15 protein-coding genes are annotated in these 21,852 nt (G+C 71.2%); 5 read left to right on the forward strand and 10 right to left on the reverse strand.

Annotation, left to right across the window (positions count from 1 at the left end; genetic code table 11):
* Window positions 1–33: 33 nt before the first annotated feature.
* A complete protein-coding gene (locus ACFYOY_RS23645; protein ID WP_351886465.1) occupies window positions 34–1,605 on the reverse strand; it encodes a sodium:solute symporter family protein in 1,572 nt (523 codons plus the stop codon).
* Between the two features lie 313 nt (window positions 1,606–1,918).
* Complete coding sequence (locus tag ACFYOY_RS23650; protein ID WP_351886468.1) at window positions 1,919–2,701, reverse strand: SDR family oxidoreductase; 783 nt, start codon at window positions 2,699–2,701, stop codon at window positions 1,919–1,921.
* Between the two features lie 185 nt (window positions 2,702–2,886).
* Between ACFYOY_RS23650 and ACFYOY_RS23655 the strand changes: the two genes are divergently transcribed.
* Window positions 2,887–3,714: a hypothetical protein gene (locus ACFYOY_RS23655; protein WP_351886471.1), complete on the forward strand. Its 828-nt coding sequence runs from the start codon at window positions 2,887–2,889 to the stop codon at window positions 3,712–3,714.
* Window positions 3,715–3,845: 131 nt separating this feature from the next.
* Here ACFYOY_RS23655 and ACFYOY_RS23660 read toward each other — a convergent pair whose 3' ends face one another.
* The 3 genes from ACFYOY_RS23660 to ACFYOY_RS23670 form a co-directional block, all read right to left on the reverse strand.
* Window positions 3,846–4,055 carry a DUF397 domain-containing protein gene (locus ACFYOY_RS23660; RefSeq protein ID WP_059148857.1) on the reverse strand — a complete coding sequence of 70 codons (210 nt, stop codon included), beginning with the start codon at window positions 4,053–4,055 and terminating at the stop codon, window positions 3,846–3,848.
* 193 nt (window positions 4,056–4,248) lie between these two features.
* A complete protein-coding gene (locus tag ACFYOY_RS23665) occupies window positions 4,249–5,142 on the reverse strand; it encodes a helix-turn-helix transcriptional regulator (RefSeq protein ID WP_351886474.1) in 894 nt (297 codons plus the stop codon).
* Window positions 5,143–5,522: 380 nt separating this feature from the next.
* Window positions 5,523–6,272 (reverse strand): GPP34 family phosphoprotein, encoded by a 750-nt coding sequence (locus tag ACFYOY_RS23670; RefSeq protein ID WP_237512727.1) that lies wholly within the window; start codon window positions 6,270–6,272, stop codon window positions 5,523–5,525.
* A gap of 255 nt (window positions 6,273–6,527) precedes the next feature.
* Here ACFYOY_RS23670 and ACFYOY_RS23675 point away from each other — a divergent pair, with 255 nt between their 5' ends.
* Both ACFYOY_RS23675 and ACFYOY_RS23680 read left to right on the forward strand, forming a co-directional pair.
* Window positions 6,528–9,041, forward strand: coding sequence for a D-alanyl-D-alanine carboxypeptidase (locus tag ACFYOY_RS23675; RefSeq protein WP_388589346.1), 2,514 nt, complete (start codon window positions 6,528–6,530; stop codon window positions 9,039–9,041).
* A gap of 201 nt (window positions 9,042–9,242) precedes the next feature.
* On the forward strand, window positions 9,243–11,141 hold the full coding sequence (locus tag ACFYOY_RS23680) for an MFS transporter (RefSeq protein WP_351886480.1): 1,899 nt from the start codon (window positions 9,243–9,245) through the stop codon (window positions 11,139–11,141).
* A gap of 6 nt (window positions 11,142–11,147) precedes the next feature.
* On the opposite strand, the gene ACFYOY_RS23685 is transcribed toward ACFYOY_RS23680, so the two are convergent.
* The 5 genes from ACFYOY_RS23685 to ACFYOY_RS23705 are packed head-to-tail and all read right to left on the reverse strand — an operon-like array spanning window position 11,148 to window position 19,059.
* Window positions 11,148–12,434 (reverse strand): ABC transporter substrate-binding protein, encoded by a 1,287-nt coding sequence (locus ACFYOY_RS23685; RefSeq protein ID WP_388589349.1) that lies wholly within the window; start codon window positions 12,432–12,434, stop codon window positions 11,148–11,150.
* Window positions 12,431–13,363, reverse strand: a complete 933-nt coding sequence (locus ACFYOY_RS23690; RefSeq protein ID WP_388589352.1) for a hypothetical protein — start codon at window positions 13,361–13,363, stop codon at window positions 12,431–12,433. The genes ACFYOY_RS23685 and ACFYOY_RS23690 overlap by 4 nt, the downstream gene beginning before the upstream one ends.
* Window positions 13,360–14,844: a VWA domain-containing protein gene (locus tag ACFYOY_RS23695; RefSeq protein ID WP_351886488.1), complete on the reverse strand. Its 1,485-nt coding sequence runs from the start codon at window positions 14,842–14,844 to the stop codon at window positions 13,360–13,362. The genes ACFYOY_RS23690 and ACFYOY_RS23695 overlap by 4 nt, the downstream gene beginning before the upstream one ends.
* 19 nt (window positions 14,845–14,863) lie before the next feature.
* Window positions 14,864–17,347: a tetratricopeptide repeat protein gene (locus ACFYOY_RS23700; RefSeq protein ID WP_388589355.1), complete on the reverse strand. Its 2,484-nt coding sequence runs from the start codon at window positions 17,345–17,347 to the stop codon at window positions 14,864–14,866.
* Window positions 17,344–19,059, reverse strand: coding sequence for a serine protease (locus tag ACFYOY_RS23705; RefSeq protein ID WP_388589358.1), 1,716 nt, complete (start codon window positions 19,057–19,059; stop codon window positions 17,344–17,346). The genes ACFYOY_RS23700 and ACFYOY_RS23705 overlap by 4 nt, the downstream gene beginning before the upstream one ends.
* 438 nt (window positions 19,060–19,497) lie before the next feature.
* Here ACFYOY_RS23705 and ACFYOY_RS23710 point away from each other — a divergent pair, with 438 nt between their 5' ends.
* Window positions 19,498–20,250, forward strand: coding sequence for an IPT/TIG domain-containing protein (locus tag ACFYOY_RS23710; protein ID WP_351886495.1), 753 nt, complete (start codon window positions 19,498–19,500; stop codon window positions 20,248–20,250).
* A 36-nt stretch (window positions 20,251–20,286) separates the two neighbouring features.
* On the forward strand, window positions 20,287–21,849 hold the full coding sequence (locus ACFYOY_RS23715) for an IPT/TIG domain-containing protein (RefSeq protein WP_388589361.1): 1,563 nt from the start codon (window positions 20,287–20,289) through the stop codon (window positions 21,847–21,849).
* The last annotated feature ends 3 nt before the right edge of the window (window positions 21,850–21,852 follow it).

Below are 21,852 nucleotides of genomic sequence, written 5' to 3' on the forward strand. Positions count from 1 at the left end.
GCGGCCCGGATCGTGGCCGCCGCGCGGAGGGCGTCAGTCCGTGGCGCCCGCGACCGACTTCTGGCCGGCCGCGCCCTGCCCGGGCTCCGACAGTGCGGCGCTCGCTGAACCCGGCCCGTCGTCATCCGAGTTGAGCGAGGCGAGGATGGCATCGCGCTCCGGGGTGTCCTCCGGCTTGAGGTAGCCGACGACGATGAAGAGCACGAGCGAGACCGCGAGCGGGATGGAGATCTGGTACTCCAGGTTCACGCCTCCGTCGATCGCGTCGTTGATCGGGTAGTTGACCAGGTAGAAGGCGATCAGACCCATGGCCCAGCTGACCAGCGCCGCCGTCGGGCCCGACTTGCGGAAGGCGCGCAGCATGCCCAGCATCAGCGGGATCGCGATCGGCCCCATCAGGCCGGCGACCCATTTGATCACCACGGTGATGATGTCGCCGAAGAAGTCCGAGTTGACCTGGGTGGCGATGGCCATGGACAGGGCGAGGAAGAGCAGCGTGGTGTAGCGGGCCGCGAGCAGCCCGGTGCGGGAGGACCATTCCCGTACCGACTTGAAGATCGCGGGCATGATGTCCCGCGTCACCACCGCCGCGATCGCGTTGGCGTCCGAGGAGCACATCGCCATGGTGTGCGAGAAGAAGCCGACGATCACCAGCCCCAGCAGACCATGCGGCAGTAGGTGTTCGGCCATCTCGGCGTACGAGTCGGCGGGCTTGTCCGTCTTGATGATCAGGGGCGCGACCCACATGGGGAAGAACAGGACCAGCGGCCACACGAACCACAGGATGGCCGACAGGCGGGCCGAGCGCTTGGCGGAGTGGGCGCTGTCGGTCGCCATGTAGCGCTGCGCCTGGTTCCACATGCCGCCGTTGTACTCGAACGTCTTGATGAAGAGGTAGGCGAGCAGGAAGATCAAGGTGTACGGGCCGACGGTCGGCTCGTGGTGGCTGTCGGGGAGGTCGTCCCAGACGGTCCAGAAGGTGGAGAAGCCGTCCAGCTCATTGAGCACCGCGATCAGCATCGCGATGCCCGCGATGAACTGGATGATGAACTGGCCGAGTTCGGTGAGCGCGTCGGCCCACAGTCCGCCCACGGTGCAGTAGATGGCGGTGACCACGCCCGTGATCAGGATGCCCTGGTTGAGCGAGACGCCGGTGAAGATGGACAACAGGGTGGCGATGGCCGCCCACTTGGCGCCCACGTCGACGATCTTCAACAGCACCCCGGACCAGGCCAGCGCCTGCTGGGTGGGGAGGTTGTAGCGGTTCTTCAGGTATTCGAGCGGTGAGGCCACCTTGAGCCTGCTGCGCACCCGGTTGAGGCGCGGCGCGAAGAGGTTGGCGCCGATCGCGATGCCGATGGCGATCGGGAAGGACCAGGTGACATAGGACGTGATGCCGTATTGGTAGGCGATGGCCGCGTATCCCGTGAACATCACCGCGCTGTAGCCGGACATGTGGTGCGAGATGCCGGACAGCCACCAGGGCATCTTGCCGCCGGCCGTGAAGAAGTCGCTGACATTGTCCACACGCTTGTGCGACCAGAGGCCGATGCCGACCATGACACCGAAGTAGCCGATCAGTACAGCCCAGTCGAGACTGTTCATGTCCCCTCCAGGGGTCCGCCATATGAACGGGAGCGCACTTCGCCGCGACGTTCGTCATGGGCGGTTCCCCCGAGCGGGAGCGGGGTACTTCCGGGATTGAACCGCTCGTTCGGGTGACCGGTCAAGGGCTCTAAGGGTCACGAGTGTGAACACAAATCAGAAAGAAGAACGAATTTACTCTTTCTTGACCTGACGGGGCGTTGTCGTTCGCATGCTCGTGAACCCACGATGAGCGGGCACTTCGTCAGACGCACGCCCACCGAACGATGGGTCGTACGGGAGCGGGATCCCGAAAGGCCGGACAGGAGTCGCGCTAACGCATCAGCTCACCGGCGTTCACCAGCAGCGACTGTCCGGTGATCGCCCGGGCCCGGTCGGAGGCCAGGAACGCCGCGGCCTCCGCCACATCCCCGTCCGTCGCCAGCTCGGGCAGGGCCATCCCATCCGTGAGCCGGGCCAGCACCTCGGCCTCGCTCACCCCTTCGGTCTGTGCCGTGAAGGCCACATACGCGCGCACCGGCGGCCCCCACATCCAGCCGGGCTGCACGGTGTTGACCCGTATCCGGTGCGGACCCAGCTCGCGCGCGAGCGCGTACATGGTGGAGGTCAGCGCGCCCTTGGAGGCGGCGTACGCGGTCTGGCGCACCTTGGTGGGGGCGGCGGAGGACGACTGGGTGCCGATCAGCACGACCGAGCCGCCGTTCCGTTTGAGCGCGGGCAGGCAGGCGCGGGTCATCCGCAGCGTCCCGAAGAGATTGATGTCCACCACCCGGGCCCAGGACGTGAAGTCGGCGTCCTCCAGCCCGCCGAAGTGGCTGTCCAGCGCGGCCACATGGACGACGGCGTCGATCTGGCCGAAGCGGTCCAGGGCGAGCGCGGCAAGGGCCTCGCACTGCTCCTCGTCCGCGATGTCGGTCGGCCGCCAGGCGGTGCGCTCACCGCCCGGATCGACCTCCTCCGCCACCTTCGGCAGCCGCTCCTCGGTCCGCGCCCCCATCACCACCCGCGCCCCGTCCCGGACGCACGCGGCCACCACCCGGGCCCCCAGTCCGGGCCCGACCCCGGAGACAACGACGGTCTTGCCCTGCAGCGGCATGGCGGCACCTCCCGTGTCTGGCGTCGCGTCAGGTTAGGGGTGCGGGCCTCAGATGGCCAGAGTGCGGCAGCGTCCCGGCGCCAAGGGAAGGCCCCTCCCGGCCGTGTGGCCGCCGTCCGATTCCGCGCACTTGATAGGGACAGCCCCCTCCCCAACTGACGCTACGTCAGCTAAACCTGGGGGGCATGACAAGCGACGCGTACGCGGAACTGGCCTCCGTCGGCCCGTACGGAGTGCGCCCGGGGCATGCCCTGATCACGATGGTCGAGCCGCATCCGGGCCATGAGTACGCCTATAACCGCTGGTACGAGGACGACCACTTCATCGCGGGCGCGATGGCCATGCCGTGGATCTACGCGGGCCGCCGCTGGGTCGCCACCCGTGAACTGCAACTGCTGCGCTATCCGGAGAAGTCGGCGATCGCCCGGCCGGTGACCGCCGGCTGCTACCTCTCCGTCTACTGGCTCACCGAGGGGCGCTACGCGGACCATATGCGGTGGACGGTCGGGATCAACAAGCGGCTGCTCCGGGACGGGCGGGTCTACCAGGACCGTACGCATGTCTTCACGGCCTTCCAGGACCACGAGGCCACCGTCTACCGGGACGGGGCGGCCGGTCCACGCGATCACCACGCGCTGGACCACCCCTATGCCGGGCTGGCGCTGGAGGTGATCGAGACCGAGGGCCCGGAGCAGCGGGAGGAACTGCTCGCGTGGCTCCGATCCAGACATCTGCCGCGCCGGCTCGCGGGCTCGCCCGCCGCGATGGTCACGGTCTTCCGGCCGACCCCGCTGCCCTCGGACCGGATGTCGTATGTGAAGCAGGTCGAGGGGGTTGACACCCGGCTGACCCTGCTCTGGTTCCTGCAGTCCGATCCCCGGGAATGCTGGGGACGCTGTTTTACCGGTCTCGACGGTGAGGTGGCCGATGCCGGTCTCGGCCGGGTGGAATTCATGGCGCCGTTCATTCCGACGATTCCCGGTACAGACCAATACGTGGCAGAACTCCGCTGAAGCGGCGACGACGGAATGCGCCGGAAACGCCTTGAGCCCTCTCGGCAGGGACGGCGACCGGTCGAGAGGGCTCGGGTGCAGGCTTGCGGCCCTGCGCCGCCGACCGCGCTACCGCGGCCGGGTCGCGCAAATCAGCCGAGGTCGAAGGCGCCACGGCTGACGTCGGACACAAAGGCCGACCACGATGCGGGGGCGAAGCTGAGCGTCGGTCCCTGGGGGTCCTTGGAATCGCGCACGGCGATCTCGCTGGTGACCGGGGAGGAGATTTCCACGCAAGCGCCGTTTCCGGCCGAGTACGAGGATTTCACCCACATGCTCGTCTTTCCCTGCTGAATGGACACGATCGCTCCGATGCTTTTTGTCGATGAGGTCCACCCCCGTTTGGAGGCGTCACCGACGTTACTCGGCAACATCGTCTGGAAAGCGGGCCATTCACTCGACCGGATGGCATATTCCCGTGGCCCCTTCCGCAGCGCGGTGCGGAGGTGTATCTTCCGCCCCTCATCGTTCGCGCCGGAGCGTTTCCGACCCCCGTCAGTCCGCCGGGGCGGCCTCGCCCTCCTCCTCGTGCCGGCGGGCGTGTTCCTGGGCCATCTCGGTGATGAACTGGCGGCTCTGATCCGCGTTCAGCGCCTGGGCCCGCAGATGCTCGTACATCATGCTGTAGCTCTGCACATCGCTGAGCTTCTCCAGATACAGGTCGCTGGTCACGCCCTCGAGATAGACGACGCTGGTGTCCGACTCGTCCGAGAACTCCAGGATGGTGAACTGCCCGCTCATCCCCGGATGCGACCCCATGTCGAACGGAAGCGCCTGGACCGTCACATGGGGCTCGTGGCTCATCCGGACCAGATAGTCCAGCTGATCGCTCATGATCTTCGAGTTGCCGACCACCCGGCGCATCGCCGCCTCGTCCACGACCGCCCACAGCCGCAGCGGGGCCAGCGGATCGGTGATCCGCTCCTGGCGCCTGAGCCGGACCTGGACCCGCTGGGCGATCTGGTCCTGCGGGGCCTCCGGGAGGGCGCCGCTGATCACCGCCTCCGCGTAATCCGGTGTCTGCAAGAGGCCGGGGAGCACCTGGGGTTCATAGACCCGCAGGGACGCCGCGTCCGTCTCGAAACCGATGTAGACGCTGTACGGCACATCGCCGAAGGCGTTCCACCAACCCTGCTGGCGGGACTCCTTCGCCATTTGCATCAGGGAATCAACCAGCGCCTTGTCCTCCACCTTGTAGGTGCGGCACAGGTCGCGCACATCGCGCTGGCTGATGCTGCGGCGCCCGTTCTCCAGTCGGCTGATCTTCGACTGGGAGACCATCAACTCCTCCGCCACCTCCTCCGCCGTCATGCCCTTCTCCTGGCGGAGTCTGCGCAGCTCCTGGCCCAACCGGCGTCGCCGGACAGTGGGGCCGACGTTCGATGTCACAGGACGTGCACCTCCGGCTTCGTGCTGCTGATTTCTGCTGTTCAGCAGCCTGCCACTACCCGACGGGGGCGCGCTGGGAAATGGCCGCACAAAGGCGGCCGCACCACGGTGGACGAACGCGCGCGCGGGGCGGTGGGACGGCCGGTCGTCCAAATCGGCCGCCCCACCACCCCGCGCGCTTCAGCGGCTCCCGAACCGGGTCAGTGGGGACTGCGGTGCGGTCGGTGGAGCGTGAGTGGTACTCGGTGCTGCCCGGAGCTGGACAGTGGCGCTCCGCCCCGGACGGTGCCGGGAACGGTCTCCGCCGCCCCGCTGACGGGCTGCTGGTGCGTTCGACGGGCTGGTTGTACGTGGTGGTGCGGTAGTGCCCCGAAGGGGCCTCAGCGCGCTCCGACGCGGGCCATGCTCCCGCGACGGGACGGCTGGGCCGGAACGCCGGCCGCGGGCTCCGCCGCGGCGCCTGTTCCCGCCTGTCGGCCCGGGGCCGGTGCGCGCCGTGGCTGCGCCGCGACACCGTTCTGCACATCCATCACGGCGTGCGCCACGAGACCGCCCATCGGGTCGTGCCGGATCAGATCCCGGAGCCTGGAGCGCGAGGAACGCCCCTCGTTCCCGGGGTACAGATGCTTGCCGAGCCCGACCGCGTGGGCCAGGGCGGCGAGCGCGGCGGTCCGCGGGTCCGGCGGTACGCCGGTGCGGATCGCGCTGTCCAGCCGGGCCCTGATCTCCCGGCTGATCGCCGTGTCCGTCGCCTGGTAGCGCGTCGTCGGCAGTACGCCACACATCTGGCCCGCCACGGCATGCACCATGCCGCAACGCTCCAGGTGCGTGAGGTACGTCTGGCGCAGCCCCAGCCGGGGCCCGCCGATCCAGTGGACCGCGCGCACCGGGCTGCCGCGTCGGCGCAGCAACTCCAATGCGGAGTCCAGAGTCGGATCTCCGGTCGGCCGTGGCAGCACCACGGCGATACGATCCCCGTCAGGGGCTATCCGTCCGGCCAGGGCCAGCTCCACTAGCTGTGCCCCGGCAAGACCCAGGTCGAGCGACTGCGGCTGCGCCGTGGTACCCGTGGTCGGGTCCAAAGCGAGCAGCAGAAGCTCCTCCGGAATTGTTCTGCGGCTCCTGCCCATCCATGCCTCCCCGCGTGGATGAATGACAGGGTGACCCCTCTCACATTGGTCTGTCGAGAGTGCCTGGGGGGTTTGGGTGGGAACCAGTAGGTATGTCGTTCTCGTCTAGCAGGTGGGCGGGCACCTGGAGACGCTCTCCGGCTGTGGCGTTGCGCCATCGCATGCCGGACACACAGGACACTGGTAGAGCTTGGGCTGCGGGACGTGACGCCATGGGGCGTAGGGCATCCCGCGACACATATCGAGGAGGCATCGGTGGCGGGCGAGTCCCCCGGCAGGTCGGATCAGCAGAAGTCGTCGGGGGAGACGGCTAGGGGAGAAAGCGATCCGCGGCTCGCGATCTCGCGCGAAGCGGAGGCGGCTCAGGGCTCGACGGCGGTCGCCGTCGTGTCCGACGACCTCCGGTCGGGTTCCGGTGAGCCGCAGTCGGCTTCCGATGAGCCCGATGTGACCTCCGAGGCGGCCTCCGGGGCGAGGGCCGAAGCGGAGGCTGAAGCGGAACCGAAGGCACCGGCTGCCGACGGGGACGATGCAAAGGTTTCTGGTGTTCGCGATGGTGAACGGGGTGAAGGTTCCGGGACGTCGGAGGCGAAGGGCGAGCCGGAGGCGGATTCCGGTGCGCCGGACGAATCGCCCAAGGGGGATGCGCCCGAGCCGGACGTGGAGCCGGAAGCGGACGCGGATGGCGCCGGTGGCGCCGACGCCGACGTAGAGGCTGAGGGTGCCTCCGAGGCCGAAGCCAAGGCCGAGGCGGATGAGGACGGTGGCGAGTCGTCGAAGCCGTCGGTGGATCAGCGGACGGCTGTCTTCCGTACGGTGACGCCGAAGGCTGACGGTGACGCCAAGGCTGAGGGTGCGTCCGAGGCCGAAGTCGAGACCGAGGCGGATGAGGACGGCGGCGAGTCGTCGAAGCCGTCCGTGGATCAGCGCACGGCTGTCTTCCGTACGGTGACGCCCAAGACGGACGGCGACGCCAAGGCTGAGGACAAGGACAAGAAGGAGGCGGCCGAGAAGGACGAGCCCAAGGGCGCGTCCGAGAAGGCCGCCGCGTCCGACGAGCACGACGACGCCTCCGACAAGCCGGTCGACCGCCCGACGGCCGCCTTCGGCGTGCTCCCGGAGAAGCCCGGAAAGGACGGCAAGAAGAGCGTCGACCAGCCGACCACCGCCTTCAAGGCGGTCAGCCCCCCGGCTGACAAGAAGACGTCCGAGAAGCCGTCCGACGCCAAGTCCTCCGAGAAGGCGTCCGACGCCAAGCCGTCCGAGAAGACGCCCGGCAAGAAGCCCGCCGCCGAGTCGGACAACGAGCGGACCAGCAAGTTCGTACCGCTGCGGTCCCCCGACGACCCGGCCCCGTCGAAGCCCGCCACCGCGCCCACCGCGCCCGCCGCGTCGTCGGCCCCCGCCGCCCCGCCGGCGGGCGTGCCCGAGGCCGAGCGGACCAAGCAGCAGCCGCTGCCGCCGATGACCTCGGACGGCAAGCAGCCCGCGCCGCTCGACCTGCTGGCGCAGCTGACCAACACGCCGCCCAAGCCCGAGACGCCGATGCGGACGGCGGTCCGCCGGGTCAAGATCTGGACGCCGCTGGCCGCGCTGCTCGTGATCATCCTGGGCGTCATCCAGGCGCTGCGGCCGCTGCCGGAGCCGTCGCTGAAGCTCACCGCCGACTCCTCCTACCGCTTCGGCGGCGGCGAGCTGTCCCTGCCGTGGCCCGGCCAGGGGCAGTCGGCCGCGGAGGTCGAAGGCGTGGGCAGCCTGGGCACCTCCGGGGAGCAGAAGCCCGTGCCGATCGCCAGCGTCACCAAGGTCATGACGGCCTATGTGGTGCTCAAGGACCATCCGCTGAAGGGCGACGCGCAGGGCCCGAAGATCACGATTGACGCGCAGGCGGCCGAGGAGGCCAAGTCCGCCGACGAGTCGCGGGCGGAGGTCAAGGAGGGGCAGACCTTCACCCAGCATCAGCTGCTCCAACTGCTGCTGATCAACTCCAGCAACAACATCGCCCGGCTGCTCGCCCGCTGGGACGCCGGGTCGCTCGACGCCTTCGTGAAGAAGATGAACGACGCCGCCGAGGGCCTGGGGATGAAGCAGACGACCTACACCGACCCCAGCGGTCTGAAGGAGTCCACCAAGTCCACCGCGGCCGACCAGCTGAAGCTGGCGAAGGCGGCGATGCAGTCCGAGGCGTTCCGGGCGGTCGTGGCGACGCCCAACACCGAGATCCCGGGGCTCGACGACCGGATCTACAACAACAACAATCTGCTGGTGAAGCCGGGCGTGATCGGCATCAAGACCGGTTCGTCCACCCCGGCCGGCGGTGCGCTGATGTGGGGCGCCGTGCGGACGATCGACGGCAAGAAGCAGCGGATCCTCGGTGTCGTCCTCGAACAGCGCGCGACCACCACGCTGGACGCCAGCCTCCAGCTCGCGCAGACCAACAGCTACAAGCTGATCACCGCCCTGCAGGACGCCCTCACCTCGGCCACCGTCATCAAGAAGGGCGATGTGGTCGGCCAGATCGACGACGGGCTCGGCGGCACCACGCCGGTCGTCGCCACCAAGGATCTGAAGGCGGTCGGCTGGTCCGGTCTGGGGGTCGACATCAAGATCGGCGACGGCGGTAAGAAGGTGCCGCACTCCGCCAAGGCGGGCACGGTCGTCGGCGAGGTGACCGTGGGCACGGGCCCCGGACAGCTCACGGCGCCGGTGGCCCTGCAGGATGACCTGTCCGAGCCGTCGTTCGGCGCGAAACTGACCCGTATCGGCTGACCCACCGGGGAAGTGGGCTAAGGGGACAAGCGAAGCGGCCCCGGCGCGAAACGCCGCCGGGGCCCGACGCGGTTCGGGGCCGCCGGCGCGTGCTAGCGTCGGTGGGTCCCCGGCCTGGACCCGCCGCATGCGAACCGGAGTGATCCGGTGCGGGGTTGAGGACGATGGGGCAGACCTCGGGGGAAGACGGGGAGAGCCGCAGTGACCACCGTGGATCCGACACGGGCCGATGAAAGCGGGGGCTCGGAGGAGAGCACCGCCGCACGAATACGCGTACCCACGCAGCGCTGGCCGGCCGAGCCGACGGGCCCGGCCGAGGCGGAGCGTGAGAGCGGCCAGGCCGCTTCCGGCGGGCTGCTCCAGCGCGCCCGGACGGCCCTGCGCCATCCTGTGTGCGCCTCGCTGGCCGCCGCCGCGCTGCTGCATCTGCTGTGGGTGGCGCTGCTCGCGAACAGCGGCGGTGACCTCGCCGCGCAGGACGCCTGGGCGGAGTTCGCCCTCCAGCACCCGGACTCGGCGTACAACCTGGCCTGGTACGGCGGGATGCACCCGGTCTCATACAGCGTCATTTCGCCCTATCTGATGGCGGTCCTCGGAGTCCGCTCGACGATGGTGATCGCGGGGACGCTGTCCGCCGGGCTGCTCGCGCTGCTGCTGGTGCGCAGCCGTGCCGTGCGGCGGCCGTTGTGGCCCGCCCTCTACGGCGCGTTCGCGCTGGCCTGCAACGCCATCTCGGGCCGGGTGACCTTCGGGCTCGGCGCGATGTTCGGGCTCGCGGCGGTGGCCGTGATCTTCGCCTGGCCGCGCAGGTGGCGGTCCCGGCGCTGGCATCACAAGACCGGACGATTCATACTGGCCGCCCTGCTGGCCGCGCTGTCGACCATGTCCAGCCCGGTGGCCGGCCTGTTCGTGGGCGTTGTCGCCGCCGGTCTGTGGCTGACCAAGCGGCGCCCCGCCGCGTACGCGCTGGGGATCACGCCCGCGCTGGTGGTCGGCCTGTCGGCGTGGCTGTTCCCGTTCTCCGGTGAGCAGCCGATGGGCATCGGGTCGGTGATCCTGCCGTTCATCACCGGCGCCGCCGTGCTGATGTGCGTGCCGCGCACCTGGTCGACGGTGCGGGTCGGGGCCGGGCTGTATTGCTTCGGGGTGGTGCTCACCTGGGTGATCCCCTCCCAGATCGGCACCAATATCTCCCGCCTCGGCATGATCTTCGGCGGAGTGGTGCTGATCGCCGTGCTGCCCGCCCTGCGCAAGCCCCCGCGCGCCGAGCTGCGCTCGACGCCCGCGGGCCGCCGCTGGACCGTCCTGGTGCTGGCGCTCGCCACCGTCACGGTCTGGCAGGGGGTCAAGACCGCCGACGATGTCATCCACACCACCCCCTCGGCGTCCTGGGCCCGTGAGCTGGCGCCGCTGGTCGACCGGCTCAAGCGGGAGAAGGCCGACCGGGGCCGGGTCGAGGTGGTTCCGGTGCGCAGCCACCGCGAGTCCTCCGCGCTCGCCCCGTACGTCAATCTGGCGCGCGGCTGGAACCGCCAGCGCGACCTCGACCGGAACCCGATCTTCTACGGTGATGACACCCTGACCCCGGCCAGCTACCACGAATGGCTCAAGCGCTGGGCGGTGCACTATGTGGTGCTGCCCGCGGACGACCCGGACACCGCGGCGGAGCAGGAGGCCAAGCTGCTCGGCACGGAGCTGCCGTATCTGCGCCAGGTCTGGTCGGACGCCAACTGGAAGCTGTACGAGGTCAAGGACCCGACGCAGATCGCCGACCCGCCCGCCACCGTGCAGCGCGCGAGCGCCGACCAGCTGGTGCTGTCGGTCCGCGCCAAGGGCCCGGTGCTCATCCGCATCCCGTACTCGCCGTGGCTGGGTCTGGTGGACAACGACGGGCACAGCGTCCGGGCCCCGAAGGGGGAGGACGACCAGCTGCCGGTCAACCGCGAGGGCTGCCTCACCAAGCAGACCGAGGGCGGTGAGGAGGGCCAGCCGGAGGACGAGTGGACGGTGCTGCACGCCCCCCGGCCCGGCGTCTACCGGATAACGGGCAAGTACCAGCTGCCGCGGGGCACACCCTGCCCGGACGAGATGGTTCCGTGAGCCTGCTCAGCCGCAGACCGTGGACAGCCAGGGCTGGTCGGGTGCGCCGCGCAGGCTTTGGCGGACCTTCTCCAGACTGCGCAGCAGCCCGTCCGGCTGCCGGGTGGTGTCGCTGAGGTAGGTCAGCGCGGCGCGCTGGAAGGCGAGCCGCATCCGGGTGGGCATGGCGTCGGAGGCGTCCAGGCACAGCGAGGCCGAGTCCCGGAGGGTCGTGGCGATCCTCCGGTCCACGGCGTCGTCGCCCTGGGCGTCGAGCGGGACGTCGCGATTGGCGAAGAACGGGTGGGTGCTGCTGCCGGCGGTCTTCCTGCCCCAGGTCCGCTGGGCGTCGGCCGAGATCAGATAGCGCATCAGCTCCTGTGCCTGCGGGGTGTCGCGGAACATCGCGGCGAAGTCCCCCGACACCTCGCGGGCGGTGGACCGCCCGTCGGTATCGGGGAGGAGCCCGGGGGAGAAGGCGAAGTCCGCCTCGGCGGGGCGGGGGTAGCCACCGCGGATGAACGACCCCTGGTGCTCCACCGCGCACGGCGGGTCCGCCTTGAACAGCTTGGTGCCCGCCTCGCGGAAGTCGGTGATCAGCGCGGTGCGCGCGGTGTCCTTGTCGAAGAGCGATCCCCAGCTCTGCCAGGCCCGTCTCACCCGGGGGTCCGTCCACGGCAGCCCGCCGGTGGCCCAGTCCTGGTAGACCGATCTGCCCTGCTGCTGGAGCAGCAGATCCTCGATCCAGTCGGTGCCGGGCCAGCCGGAGGTCGCGTCGCCGCCCATGCCCACACACCACTGGCGGCCGTCGGCGGCGAGGGCGGGCAGCGTGCCCCGGCGGCGGTCACGGTCGTACCACACGATGCTCTTCAGATCGGCCTTGACCGCGATGCCGTAGACCGGCCCGTCGGCGCTCAGCCGGGGTGTCCACAGCCGCCCGTAGGCCGTGGGCTCCTGGCTCGGGAGCACTCCGTCCAGCGGGGTCAGCTGGCGCTGACGGGCGTAGGCGGCCAGCTCGCCCGAGCTGGGCAGCACGGCGATGTCGGGTGGCGTTCCGGAGCCGACCTCCGAGGACAGCACCTCGCGCAGCGCGGTGGTGCCCTGGTAGTCGACATGGATGCCGGTGCGCCGGGTGAACGAGTCGAGCAAGTTCCGGAACGCCTCGCCTTCGGCGCCGGTCCAGGAGGCGAGCACGCTGACACTGCCGCGCGACTGCCAGCCGCTCGTATCGCCCGCGCCCACGACACACAGCAGCACCATCCACAGCCCGAGGAGCGTGGCCGTGGCCTGGCCGGACCGCTTCGCCGCGCTCATCGGGGCTGGAACCGGTACTCGTCGATACGCGGCTGCAGACCGACCAGGATCAGCGCGGCCAGCACGGCGCCGCCCACGGGTATCCAGCCGACCGCACCGGCCTGCCAGTGCGCGTTCCGCATCGTCCTCGCCACCTTCCTGGCGGTGGGGCCGCCGGTGCGGCCGATGTCCGATCGGGTCAGGCTGGCCCCGGCCGACTCCAGCCGGTCCTGGGTCTGATATGTGAAGGCGGCCAGCGGCAGCAGCGCGATGAGCAGCGCGGTCGCCGCCGCCAGCCAGGGATTGACCAGCCGGCGGAAGCGGCGCCGCAGGAAGCGCTGGGTGTGCACCAGCAGCGCCGCCAGCGTGAGGAACAGCCCCGGCACCAGCAGCCACCAGGCGAACGTCAGCAGCCAGCCGAAGGAGGTCTGGTCGGCGAGCACGTCGAACTGCCGCTTCTGCACCGCCTTCAGGCGGTCGAGAATGCCGCTGTGGCCGTGCCGCAGTATCGAGTCGGCGTACCCCAGATAGGCATCCCGGAGCGTCGGGTTGTCGCGGTTCGCATACGCCTGCTCGACGGTGTCGCCATAGGAGGTCACCAGCGCCGCGGCGGTGCGCAGCGACCCGCGCGCCGACTCGCCCCCGATGGTGCTCTTGGACACCTGGGCCAGGCTCTGCTTGGCCGTCGACAGCTGGTTGCGGTACTCCTCGCTGAGCCCCTCGAACTCCGCGGTGGGGCTCGAGATGCTGCGCTGCGCCTCGTCGTAGGAGGCGTTCAGCGCGTCGATGGATGCGGCGACCTGCAGTATCGCCGGGGTGGACCGGTCGGTCACCGCCGCGGAGTTACGGCTGACGCCGTAGTACGCGGCCAGCAGCGTGGTCACGGCCACCGCCGTGACCACCAGCAGGGCGATCAGCCGGCGGACCAGGAAGGCGCGGGTGCCGCTCATGTCGCGCCGCCCGGTTCGGCGCCCAGCGGAGTGTCGCACTGCTGGCAGAACTCGGCGGTGGCGGGCGACCGGCGCCCGCAGGCCGGGCAGATGACATCCGCGGCGGGCGGCGCGGCGGCCCTCGGGCGCTCCACCCCCGCGAAGTGGACGCTCTCCTCCGACACGATGATCGCCGAGTTGAGGTCCAGCGGCCGGATGGGCTCGCGGATCCGCACCTCGCCGGTGGCGGCGTCGACGATGTGCACCAGCCCGCTCAGCCGGGCCAGCATCTTCTCGCTGCCCAGCTGATGGGCGAGCTGGACGGCGCGCCCCCACTGGCGGCGGGCCCGCTCCCGGTCACCCGCCTCGTAGGCGTCGCAGCCCGCGGTGATGGCGTGGCCCAGCTCGGAGTCGGCGTCGTAGTGGGCCAGCCGGGGGTCGATCCTGGACGACAGCAGCACATCGTCCGTCCACTGGACCAGCAGGGGCTCCGGCTCGGGCGGCGGCAGCGCGGTGTCGCCCTCCACCGCCAGCTCCACCGTGGCCAGCTCGACGTCCTCGCCCGTCGGATCGCCCCGCGGATCGGCGAGCACGGACACCTGGTACTCGCGGGTCTCGTCGCCCCACGCCTTGGTGGTCCACTCCCAGGTGCGCTCATCGGGGCGGACACCCTCGTCGGTCACGTCCACCCGGGTGGGGTGCACCTGCTTGACGAAGCCGACCCGGCTGCCCGCCCGGGTGCGGATCCGGATCCGCACCCCGGCCAGCGCCTTGGCCATCGAGGCGGAGACCATCTCCTCGAACTCGGTGGCCAACGCGGCGTCCTCCAGGACCGCGTCGGCCCTGCCGTGCAGCCGGCGCGCGATCCGCTTCAGCTCGGTGGCGTCCCAGCCGTCGCCGATCCCGCGCGCGTCACAGGTGAAATGCGGGGCACAGGCGTCCAGCACCTTGTCCAGATAGCCGGGCGGGTCGTGTTCATTGCGGCCGTCGGTGAGCAGCAGGGTGTGCTGGATCGCGGTGGGCTGCCGCAGATGGAGCCGGCGGGCGAGATCCAGCCAGGAGCCGATCGCGGTGCCGCCGATCGCGGGCAGCCGGGCCGCCACCCGGGCGGCGGCGGCCTTGGTGTCGGGCCCCGCGACCGCCATGCCGCCGGTGAACGGATAGACGACCTGGGCCTGTTCGGTGCCCTCGACGATCGCGAAGCGGGTGCCGTCGCGGAGTATGCCGACCGCGGTGGCGGTGGCCCGCCGCGCCGCCGCGATCTTCGTCGGCGGCCAGCTCATCGACATCGAGCAGTCGATGACGATGACCTCCGAAGCGGCGGTACGGGCCGCCGCCGGGCCCAAGCCGCGGGCCCGCACGCTGACGATGGCGTGCATCTCGGTGCGGCCCGCCGAGGCGGGGAGGTACTTGTTCTGATGCACCCGCAGGGTGAGGGCCGGACCCCCGTCCGCGCCCTCCGGGCCTGGGGCGTGTTGTCGCTCTCTGCGGTCCTCGTTCATCTGATCCCCCTGTCAGACGTCAGACGCGGGTCACGGGCCTGATGGCGTTCGCGTGGTCGATCAGCGCACCGAGCGCCTCGGGGCTGTCCGCCTGCCGGGCCAGCCGGCGCAGGGTCAGCTCCAATTCGGCGCGCAGCGCGCTTTCGTCCTCCCACTCCCCATACACCAGCGACGGGGGTTCGGTTCCCCTCCGGAGCGCTTCAGCCGCGGCGGCGCGCCCCTTCCGCCCCCAGCGCCGTGAACGGGCGTGCCCAGCGGGCTCACCCATCCGCTCCCCGGCACCGGACTGACGCTCCGCCCAGTCCAGCGCCACCTCCAGCGACTCCGCGGTCAGCCGGTCGCGGGCCGGGCCGGACTCCCGCCCCTCGTCCAGATACAGCCGCGGCAGCCGGGTGCGCACCTCCGCCAGATCCTCGGCCGCCGGCAGGGCGTCGGGATGCCCCAGCCGCCCCGACAGCACCCGCACGATGGCGATCCGCGCGGCGTCGTAGTGGCGGGAGACCTTCGGCACCCCGCCGAGGATGTCCACCGTGCCGCCCCGGTCGCCCGCCGCGAGCCGGAGCCGGGCCAGCCCGAACGCGGCGCTGCCCTGCGAGCGGTTGCGCTGCCACACCGCCTCGTAGAACCCCTTGGCGGCCTCGTGGTCGCCCAGGTGCTCGGCGCAGTAGCCCAGCGCCAGCTTGGGCGCGTACTCCCCGGGCAGGGCGCTGTAGACCTCGTCGAACTCCCGCTGGGCGTCGGCCACCGCGCCGTCCGCCAGCCGCAGCAGGGCGCGGTGCCAGGACAGCCGCCAGTCGTACCGGGCGGCCGAGCCGATCAGCTCCACGGCGATCGCCAACTCCTGGGCCGCCGCCTCCCGTTCGCCCAGCTCCAGATAGGCGCGGCAGGTGCGCAGTCGGATCTCGGCGGAGGGGCGGGGGAAGGCGTGCAACTGCTCGATCAGCCGCCGGGGCCCGCTGTCGGTCGGCACGCCCAGCAGCGCCGCGCCGGGATCCGCCGCGTCCGGGAACGGCACCGGCAGCCCGGGCGGCACCCGCTCCGGCCGGGGCAGCCCGGACGCCAGCAGCGGGCGCGGCTCCCCGTCCAGCCAGCGCTCCAGGTCCGGGATCCGGCCCAGCGAGGAATCCAGCAGCGCCGAGGTCGGGGCGAAGAGCGTGGACGGCTCGGGCTGCTCCCGGCTGAGCCGCAACGAGTGGATCTCCCGCAGCACGCCCCACAGTTGCTCGGACATCTCCGCGGCCGATCCGAACCGCCGCTCCGGGTCGGCCGCGGTGGCGCGGGCCAGCACCCGGCGGTAGGACTCGGCGCCCAGGCCCGGCGGCCGCTGGGCCTGCCGGGTGGCCTTGTCGGAGAGCTCTTCGAGCGTCCTGCCGACCCCGAAGAGATCATGGCGCTCGGTGAGGGCCGAGGCGCCACGGGCCAGCACCTCGGGGGCGGCGAACGCCTCGGTGATCACGGGCGGCCCGCCGTCCCGCTGGCCCAGCCGCCGCACCGCGCCGAGGTCGATCACCTTGACCCGGTCCTCGTAGTGCATCACATTGCTCGGTTTGAGATCGCAGTACAGCAGCTTCTCGCCGTGCAGATAGCCCACCGCGCGCAGCACCAGACAGCCGTAGGCAAGGATGTGCTCGTACAGCCGCGGCCCGTCGTACGGCTTCACCGCGTCCGCGATGTGGTCCTTGATCTGGGCGAGAGTCATCCCGCCGACGAACTCCATCACGATGTAGCCCGTCAGCGCGGTCTCGTCCCGGGGGTCGGGCTGGGTGACGTAGTTGATGATCCGGACGATGCCGGGGTGGTCGAGCATGGTCAGATAGCGGCGCTCCTCGACCGCCGTCCGCAGGGCCGCCTCGTCCTTGTTGTTGATCAGGCCCTTGATGGCCACGGGCTGGTCGTCCAGCTGGGTGTCCTCGGCGAGATAGACCCAGCCGAGCCCGCCGTACCCCACGCAGCCGATCACCCGGTACTGATCGCCCAGCAGATCCCCGGGGCTCAGCCGCGGGGCGAAGTCGAACGGATGGCGGCAGCGCGGGCAGTAGCCCCTGGAGAGCGCGGGCTGCCCGGCGTAGGGCGCGCCCACGATCTCCTCGCACCCTTCCCGGCCGCAGGTCTGGCCGCGCGAGGGGGGATGCGGATCGTCCATCACCAGGTCGCGCAGCGACGGCAGTTCGACCCGGGGCAGGGCCAGCGGATCCTCGCCCGCCGGCCGGACGGTGAACTTCCGCGCCACATCGCGGCGGCGGGCACGGGCCGTGGTGGCGGTGGACTCCGACATCAGGGCTTCGCCGGGCCGGGTGGGTGGGAGAGTGCGCGCCTGGCTGGGTGGGGGAGTGGGCTCGGGGGCGGTGGGCAGGGTCTTGCGGCCGCACTCCGTGCAGAACCCCCGGGCGTTGATCCGCCCCAGGCCCTCGCCGCGGCAGTCCGGGCGATTGCAGTGCGGGCGGTTGAGGTCCGGGCCATTGCGGTCCGGACGACCGCCGTTCGGACGATGGCCGTCCGTCATGGCGCCTCCTCCTCCGGCGGTGTGTGCACGGCGGCCACGAACCGGTCGACGGCGCGGCGGGCCTCCGGCAGATCACAGGGCACCGTGGCCAGCAGCCGCACCGCGGCGCGGTGCAGCGGAATCAGCTCCGCCCGCTCGGATTCGGCCTTGCTCCCGAGCATCGCCGTGTACGACACCAGCTGCCACTTCAGCTCCTGGACCGCGGGCTGCTGGGCCTCGATCACCCGCAGCGTCTCCTCGGCCCGCTCGGCGACCGTCCGGACCGTGTGCTCGAACGCGGCCAGCTTGGCGACGATGCGATGGGAGCGCAGCTCGGGGTCGGAGCGCAGCCGGGTCAGATTGATCCGTAAGGCCGTCGCGTCCTCGGCGTCCGACAAGCACGAGCGGCGCGCCCCGCGCTCCGCCGCCTCGTGCTCGCGGTCGGCGGCGAGGGCCACCCGGCCGGCGAGCTCGTCCAGCCAGCCGTCGATCCGGGCCGCCTCGGGGCGGAACAGCCGCTCGGCCAGGCGCAGTCCACGGGAGTGGGGGTCGCGGAAGACCAGCATCAGCCGGCCGCCCCGGTCGGCGAGCAGCTTCATGAAGCCGACCAGCGCCTCCGGATCGCGGGCGCGGTCCACGCCGACGGCCACGATGGTGAGCGGCACCGCGTTGGCCCGGACCCGGCTGAGCGGGGAGGTGTCGCCGGGCGAGCGCAGATCCATCCGGTCCGCGACCCGCAGCGCGACCTCGGTGTCGGTGCGCCCGGTGACGTCGATGGCCAGGTCCACACTGCCCAGCGGCGGTACGGTGCCGTGCGGCGCGGCGGAGACCGCCTCGTCCAGGCCGCCGCCCGACAGCTCGCGGTCGGCGAGGGTGATGGCGCGGCTGAGCGCCTCGTACCGCGCGTGGTCGTCGTCCTCGATGACCACGGTCTCCACGTCCGCGATGTCCGGGCGCCCGGTGAGGGGATCCCGGCGCAGCCATACGGCGAGCCGCTGGGCGAAGCCGATGTCCTGGACGCCGGTGGTCAACCGGGAGACCAGCGGCCGGTCCACCCCGGGGTCGCCCCGTAACCAGCGGTGGACCACGGGCAGATGGCGCACGATCGTCTCCACCGGGATCATGTAGGAGACGCTGAGGCGCTCGGCGGAAGGAACGCCGACGGGGTCGTCGTACCGGCTGACGACCATGCCGATCACATGCCGGGTCGCCTCGTCCTCCACCCCGGCGCCGCTGAAGCCCTTACGGACCACATCCCGGGGCGACTTGGGGTCGAGCCCCACCCACTCCGCCCGGGGGCCGACCCGCCCGGCGGTCTTGGCGCGCAGATAGTGGCCGTTGTCGAGCCCCTTGGGGAAGCCGCCCATCCACACCGGGCGGCCGAGCACCGGCGGCAGCCGGTAGAGCGGCGCGGCGTGCTCGGCGGGCTGCGGCCGGCCCAGCCGCAGTAGCGCCACATCGCCGCATCCGTCGGAGCGCTGGGGCACCCAGCAGCCGTCGGCGACGCGTGCGGGGACCGGTGCGGCGTCGGGCACCTCGACCAGGTCGACCAGCACCTCGGTGGCGGGCACCGGGAGCCCGTCGTCGGGGATCACATGGGCGCACGTCAACACCGTCTCGCTGCCCAGAAGGATTCCGGCGCCCAGGACGTCACCGGCCGAACTCCGGATCCTTACCCGCCAAGTGCCCCCGCTGGAGGTCTCATCGGCGGTAATGCCCATTTCCGCCCCCATGTGGCAAGAGCATACGCCCGGGAGGTACGGAAGTGACCCGTCCGTCCGATGGGTCACGGGAACGGGTGAGGGGCGGACCCGGGCCCGGAAAGGGGCGTGCCGGGACGGCGTGGAGCGGGATGGCAGGCCGGGCGCGTGCGGTGCCCGGCCCGGCCCATCCCGCACGCCCGGCCATTCGGGTGACGTGGCGTCACCCTTCTTGTGGCGGGCTACGTCGGATGGATTACTGAAAGTGTGCGGTGGAACCCCCGCCGTTGTCTTTCGGCGCTGGGGGCGCCGCGTCCTCGCCGGAGCCGGGCGCCAGGCGTACCGCGAGGAGGACCGGGCGGGTGCCCCAACGCCCGCTGTCGCGCACCGGATTCCCGTGAGCGCGAGCGGGTCCAGCCCGCCCGGTCCCGTCCACCCACGCCCTGCCCTCACCTCAGGAGGCCATGCGCCATGCCCATTTCGCCCAATCAGGGGCCCACCGCCGGTGGTACGACCGTCACCATCACCGGTGTCAACCTCGGCGGTGCCACGGCCGTGCACTTCGGCAGCAAGCTGGCCACCATCACCGCCAACATCCCCACCTCCGTCACGGTCGTCTCACCATCCGGCAGCGGAGTGGTGCCGGTGACCGTCGCCACGCCCGGCGGCACCAGCAACCCGCTGAACTTCTACTACATCGGCGCACCCTTCAAGTCCGCGCTGAGCACCAGCGCCGGGCCGCTCGGCGGCGGCAACACCGTCACCATCAACGGCACCGGACTGTCCACCGCCACCGCCGTGAACTTCGGCGGCACCGCCGCGACGCCGACCATCGTCTCCGACAGCCAGATCACCGCGGTCGTACCGGCCGGTGCCGCGGCCGGGGCGGTCGGGGTGAGCGTCACCACCGCGGGCGGGAGCAACAACGGCTTCTCCTACACCTATGTGGACACGCCGACGGTCACCGGCTTCACACCCACCTCGGGCCCGCCCTCCGGCGGCACCGCGGTGACCATCACCGGCACCAACCTGTCCACCACCCAGTCGGTGACCTTCGGCGGCATCGCGGCGTCGTTCACCGTCATCAACGACACCAGCCTGGCCGCGGTCTCGCCGCCCACCGCGGACGGGTCGCCCGGCCCCGCCGACATCACGGTCACCACTCTGGCCGGCAACGCCACCGGCCCGACCCCGTTCCAGTACGTGGCCGGTCCGGGCATCTGATCACTCGTGGGACGACTCGCCAGAAGGAGATCCACCTTGAGTACCCCTCAAGCCACAGGTACAGGCACCCGTCCCTCGACGGCCGTGGCGTCCCCTCCTGAGGTCAGTTCCGTCACTCCCGCCGCTGGTTCTCCCGGCGGCGGGACCCTGGTCACCCTGACCGGGAGCAACTTCATCCAGCCGTCGGCGGTCCGCTTCGGCCCGATCCTGGCCACGTCGTTCACCGTCGTCTCCGCCACGCAGATCACGGCGGTGGCGCCGCCGGGGAACGGCACCGTGCAGATCACGGTCACCACGCAGGGCGGCACCAGCAACGGTGTGGCGTACAGCTACGCCGGCGCCCCCGCTCTCACCGGGATCTCTCCCACGACGGGCCCCGCTTCCGGCGGCACGGCCGTCACCCTGACCGGCACCAACCTTCTCGCCGCGACGGCGGTACGGTTCGGGGCCGCCAATGCCACGAGCTTCACGGTGATCTCCGCCACCCAAATCACGGCGGTGGCCCCGCCGGGCAGTGGGACTGTGCAGGTCATGGTGGCGGGGCCGGGTGGGACGAGCAACGGGGTGGGGTACAGCTATGTGGCGGTGCCGGTGCCGGTGGTGTCGGGGGTGTCGCCGGGGCAGGGTCCGGCGGCTGGGGGGAACACGGTCACGTTGACGGGGAGTGGCTTTACGGGTGCGACGGCGGTGCGTTTTGGTTCGACGCCTGCTTCGTCGTTCACGGTGGTGTCGGCTACGCAGATCACGGCGGTGGTGCCGCCGGGCAGTGGGACTGTGCAGGTCATGGTGGCGGGGCCGGGTGGGACGAGCAACGGGGTGGGGTACAGCTATGTGGCGGTGCCGGTACCCGTGCTCACCTCCGTCTCCCCGGGCCAGGGCCCGGTCGGCGGCGGGAACACGGTGACGCTCAGCGGCAGCGGCCTTACGGGCGTCACCGCCGTCACCTTCGGTTCCACGCCCGCCACGTCGTTCACCGTCGTCTCGGCCACCCAGATCACCGCGGTCGCCCCGCCGGGGGCCACCGGGCCGGTGCAGATCACCGTGACCGGGCCGGGCGGCACCAGCAACGGGGTGACGTACTTCTACGTAGGCGTCCCCACCCTCACCGGCGCCGCACCCGCCCTGGGCCCCGTAGCCGGCGGCAACACCGTCACCCTTAGCGGCACCAATCTCCTCGGCGCGACGGCGGTGCGCTTCGGTGCGACGCCCGCTTTGCCGTTCACGGTGGTGTCGGCCACGCAGATCACGGCGGTGGCGCCGCCGGGCAGCGGCACCGTGCAGATCACGGCGGTGACGCCCGGCGGCACCAGCAACGGCATCCCGTACACCTATGTCGCCGTTCCCGTCCTCACCGGCCTGTCGCCGGCCGAGGGGCCGCTCATCGCCGGGACCACCGTCACGCTCTTCGGCAGCGGTCTCACCACGACCAGCGCGGTGCTGTTCGACACCACAGCCACTTCCTTCACCGTCGTCTCCGACACCTGGGTCACCGCCATCGCCCCGTCCGGGCCCGCCGGTCCGGTGAACGTGCGGGTCACCACGCCCGGCGGCACCAGCAACAGCCTCGTCTTCACCCGGGTGGGGGCGCCCGGGATCTAGCCG

The sequence above is a fragment of the Streptomyces sp. NPDC007875 genome (assembly GCF_042868035.1).
In the GTDB taxonomy this organism is placed as follows: Bacteria; Actinomycetota; Actinomycetes; order Streptomycetales; family Streptomycetaceae; genus Streptomyces; species Streptomyces antimycoticus.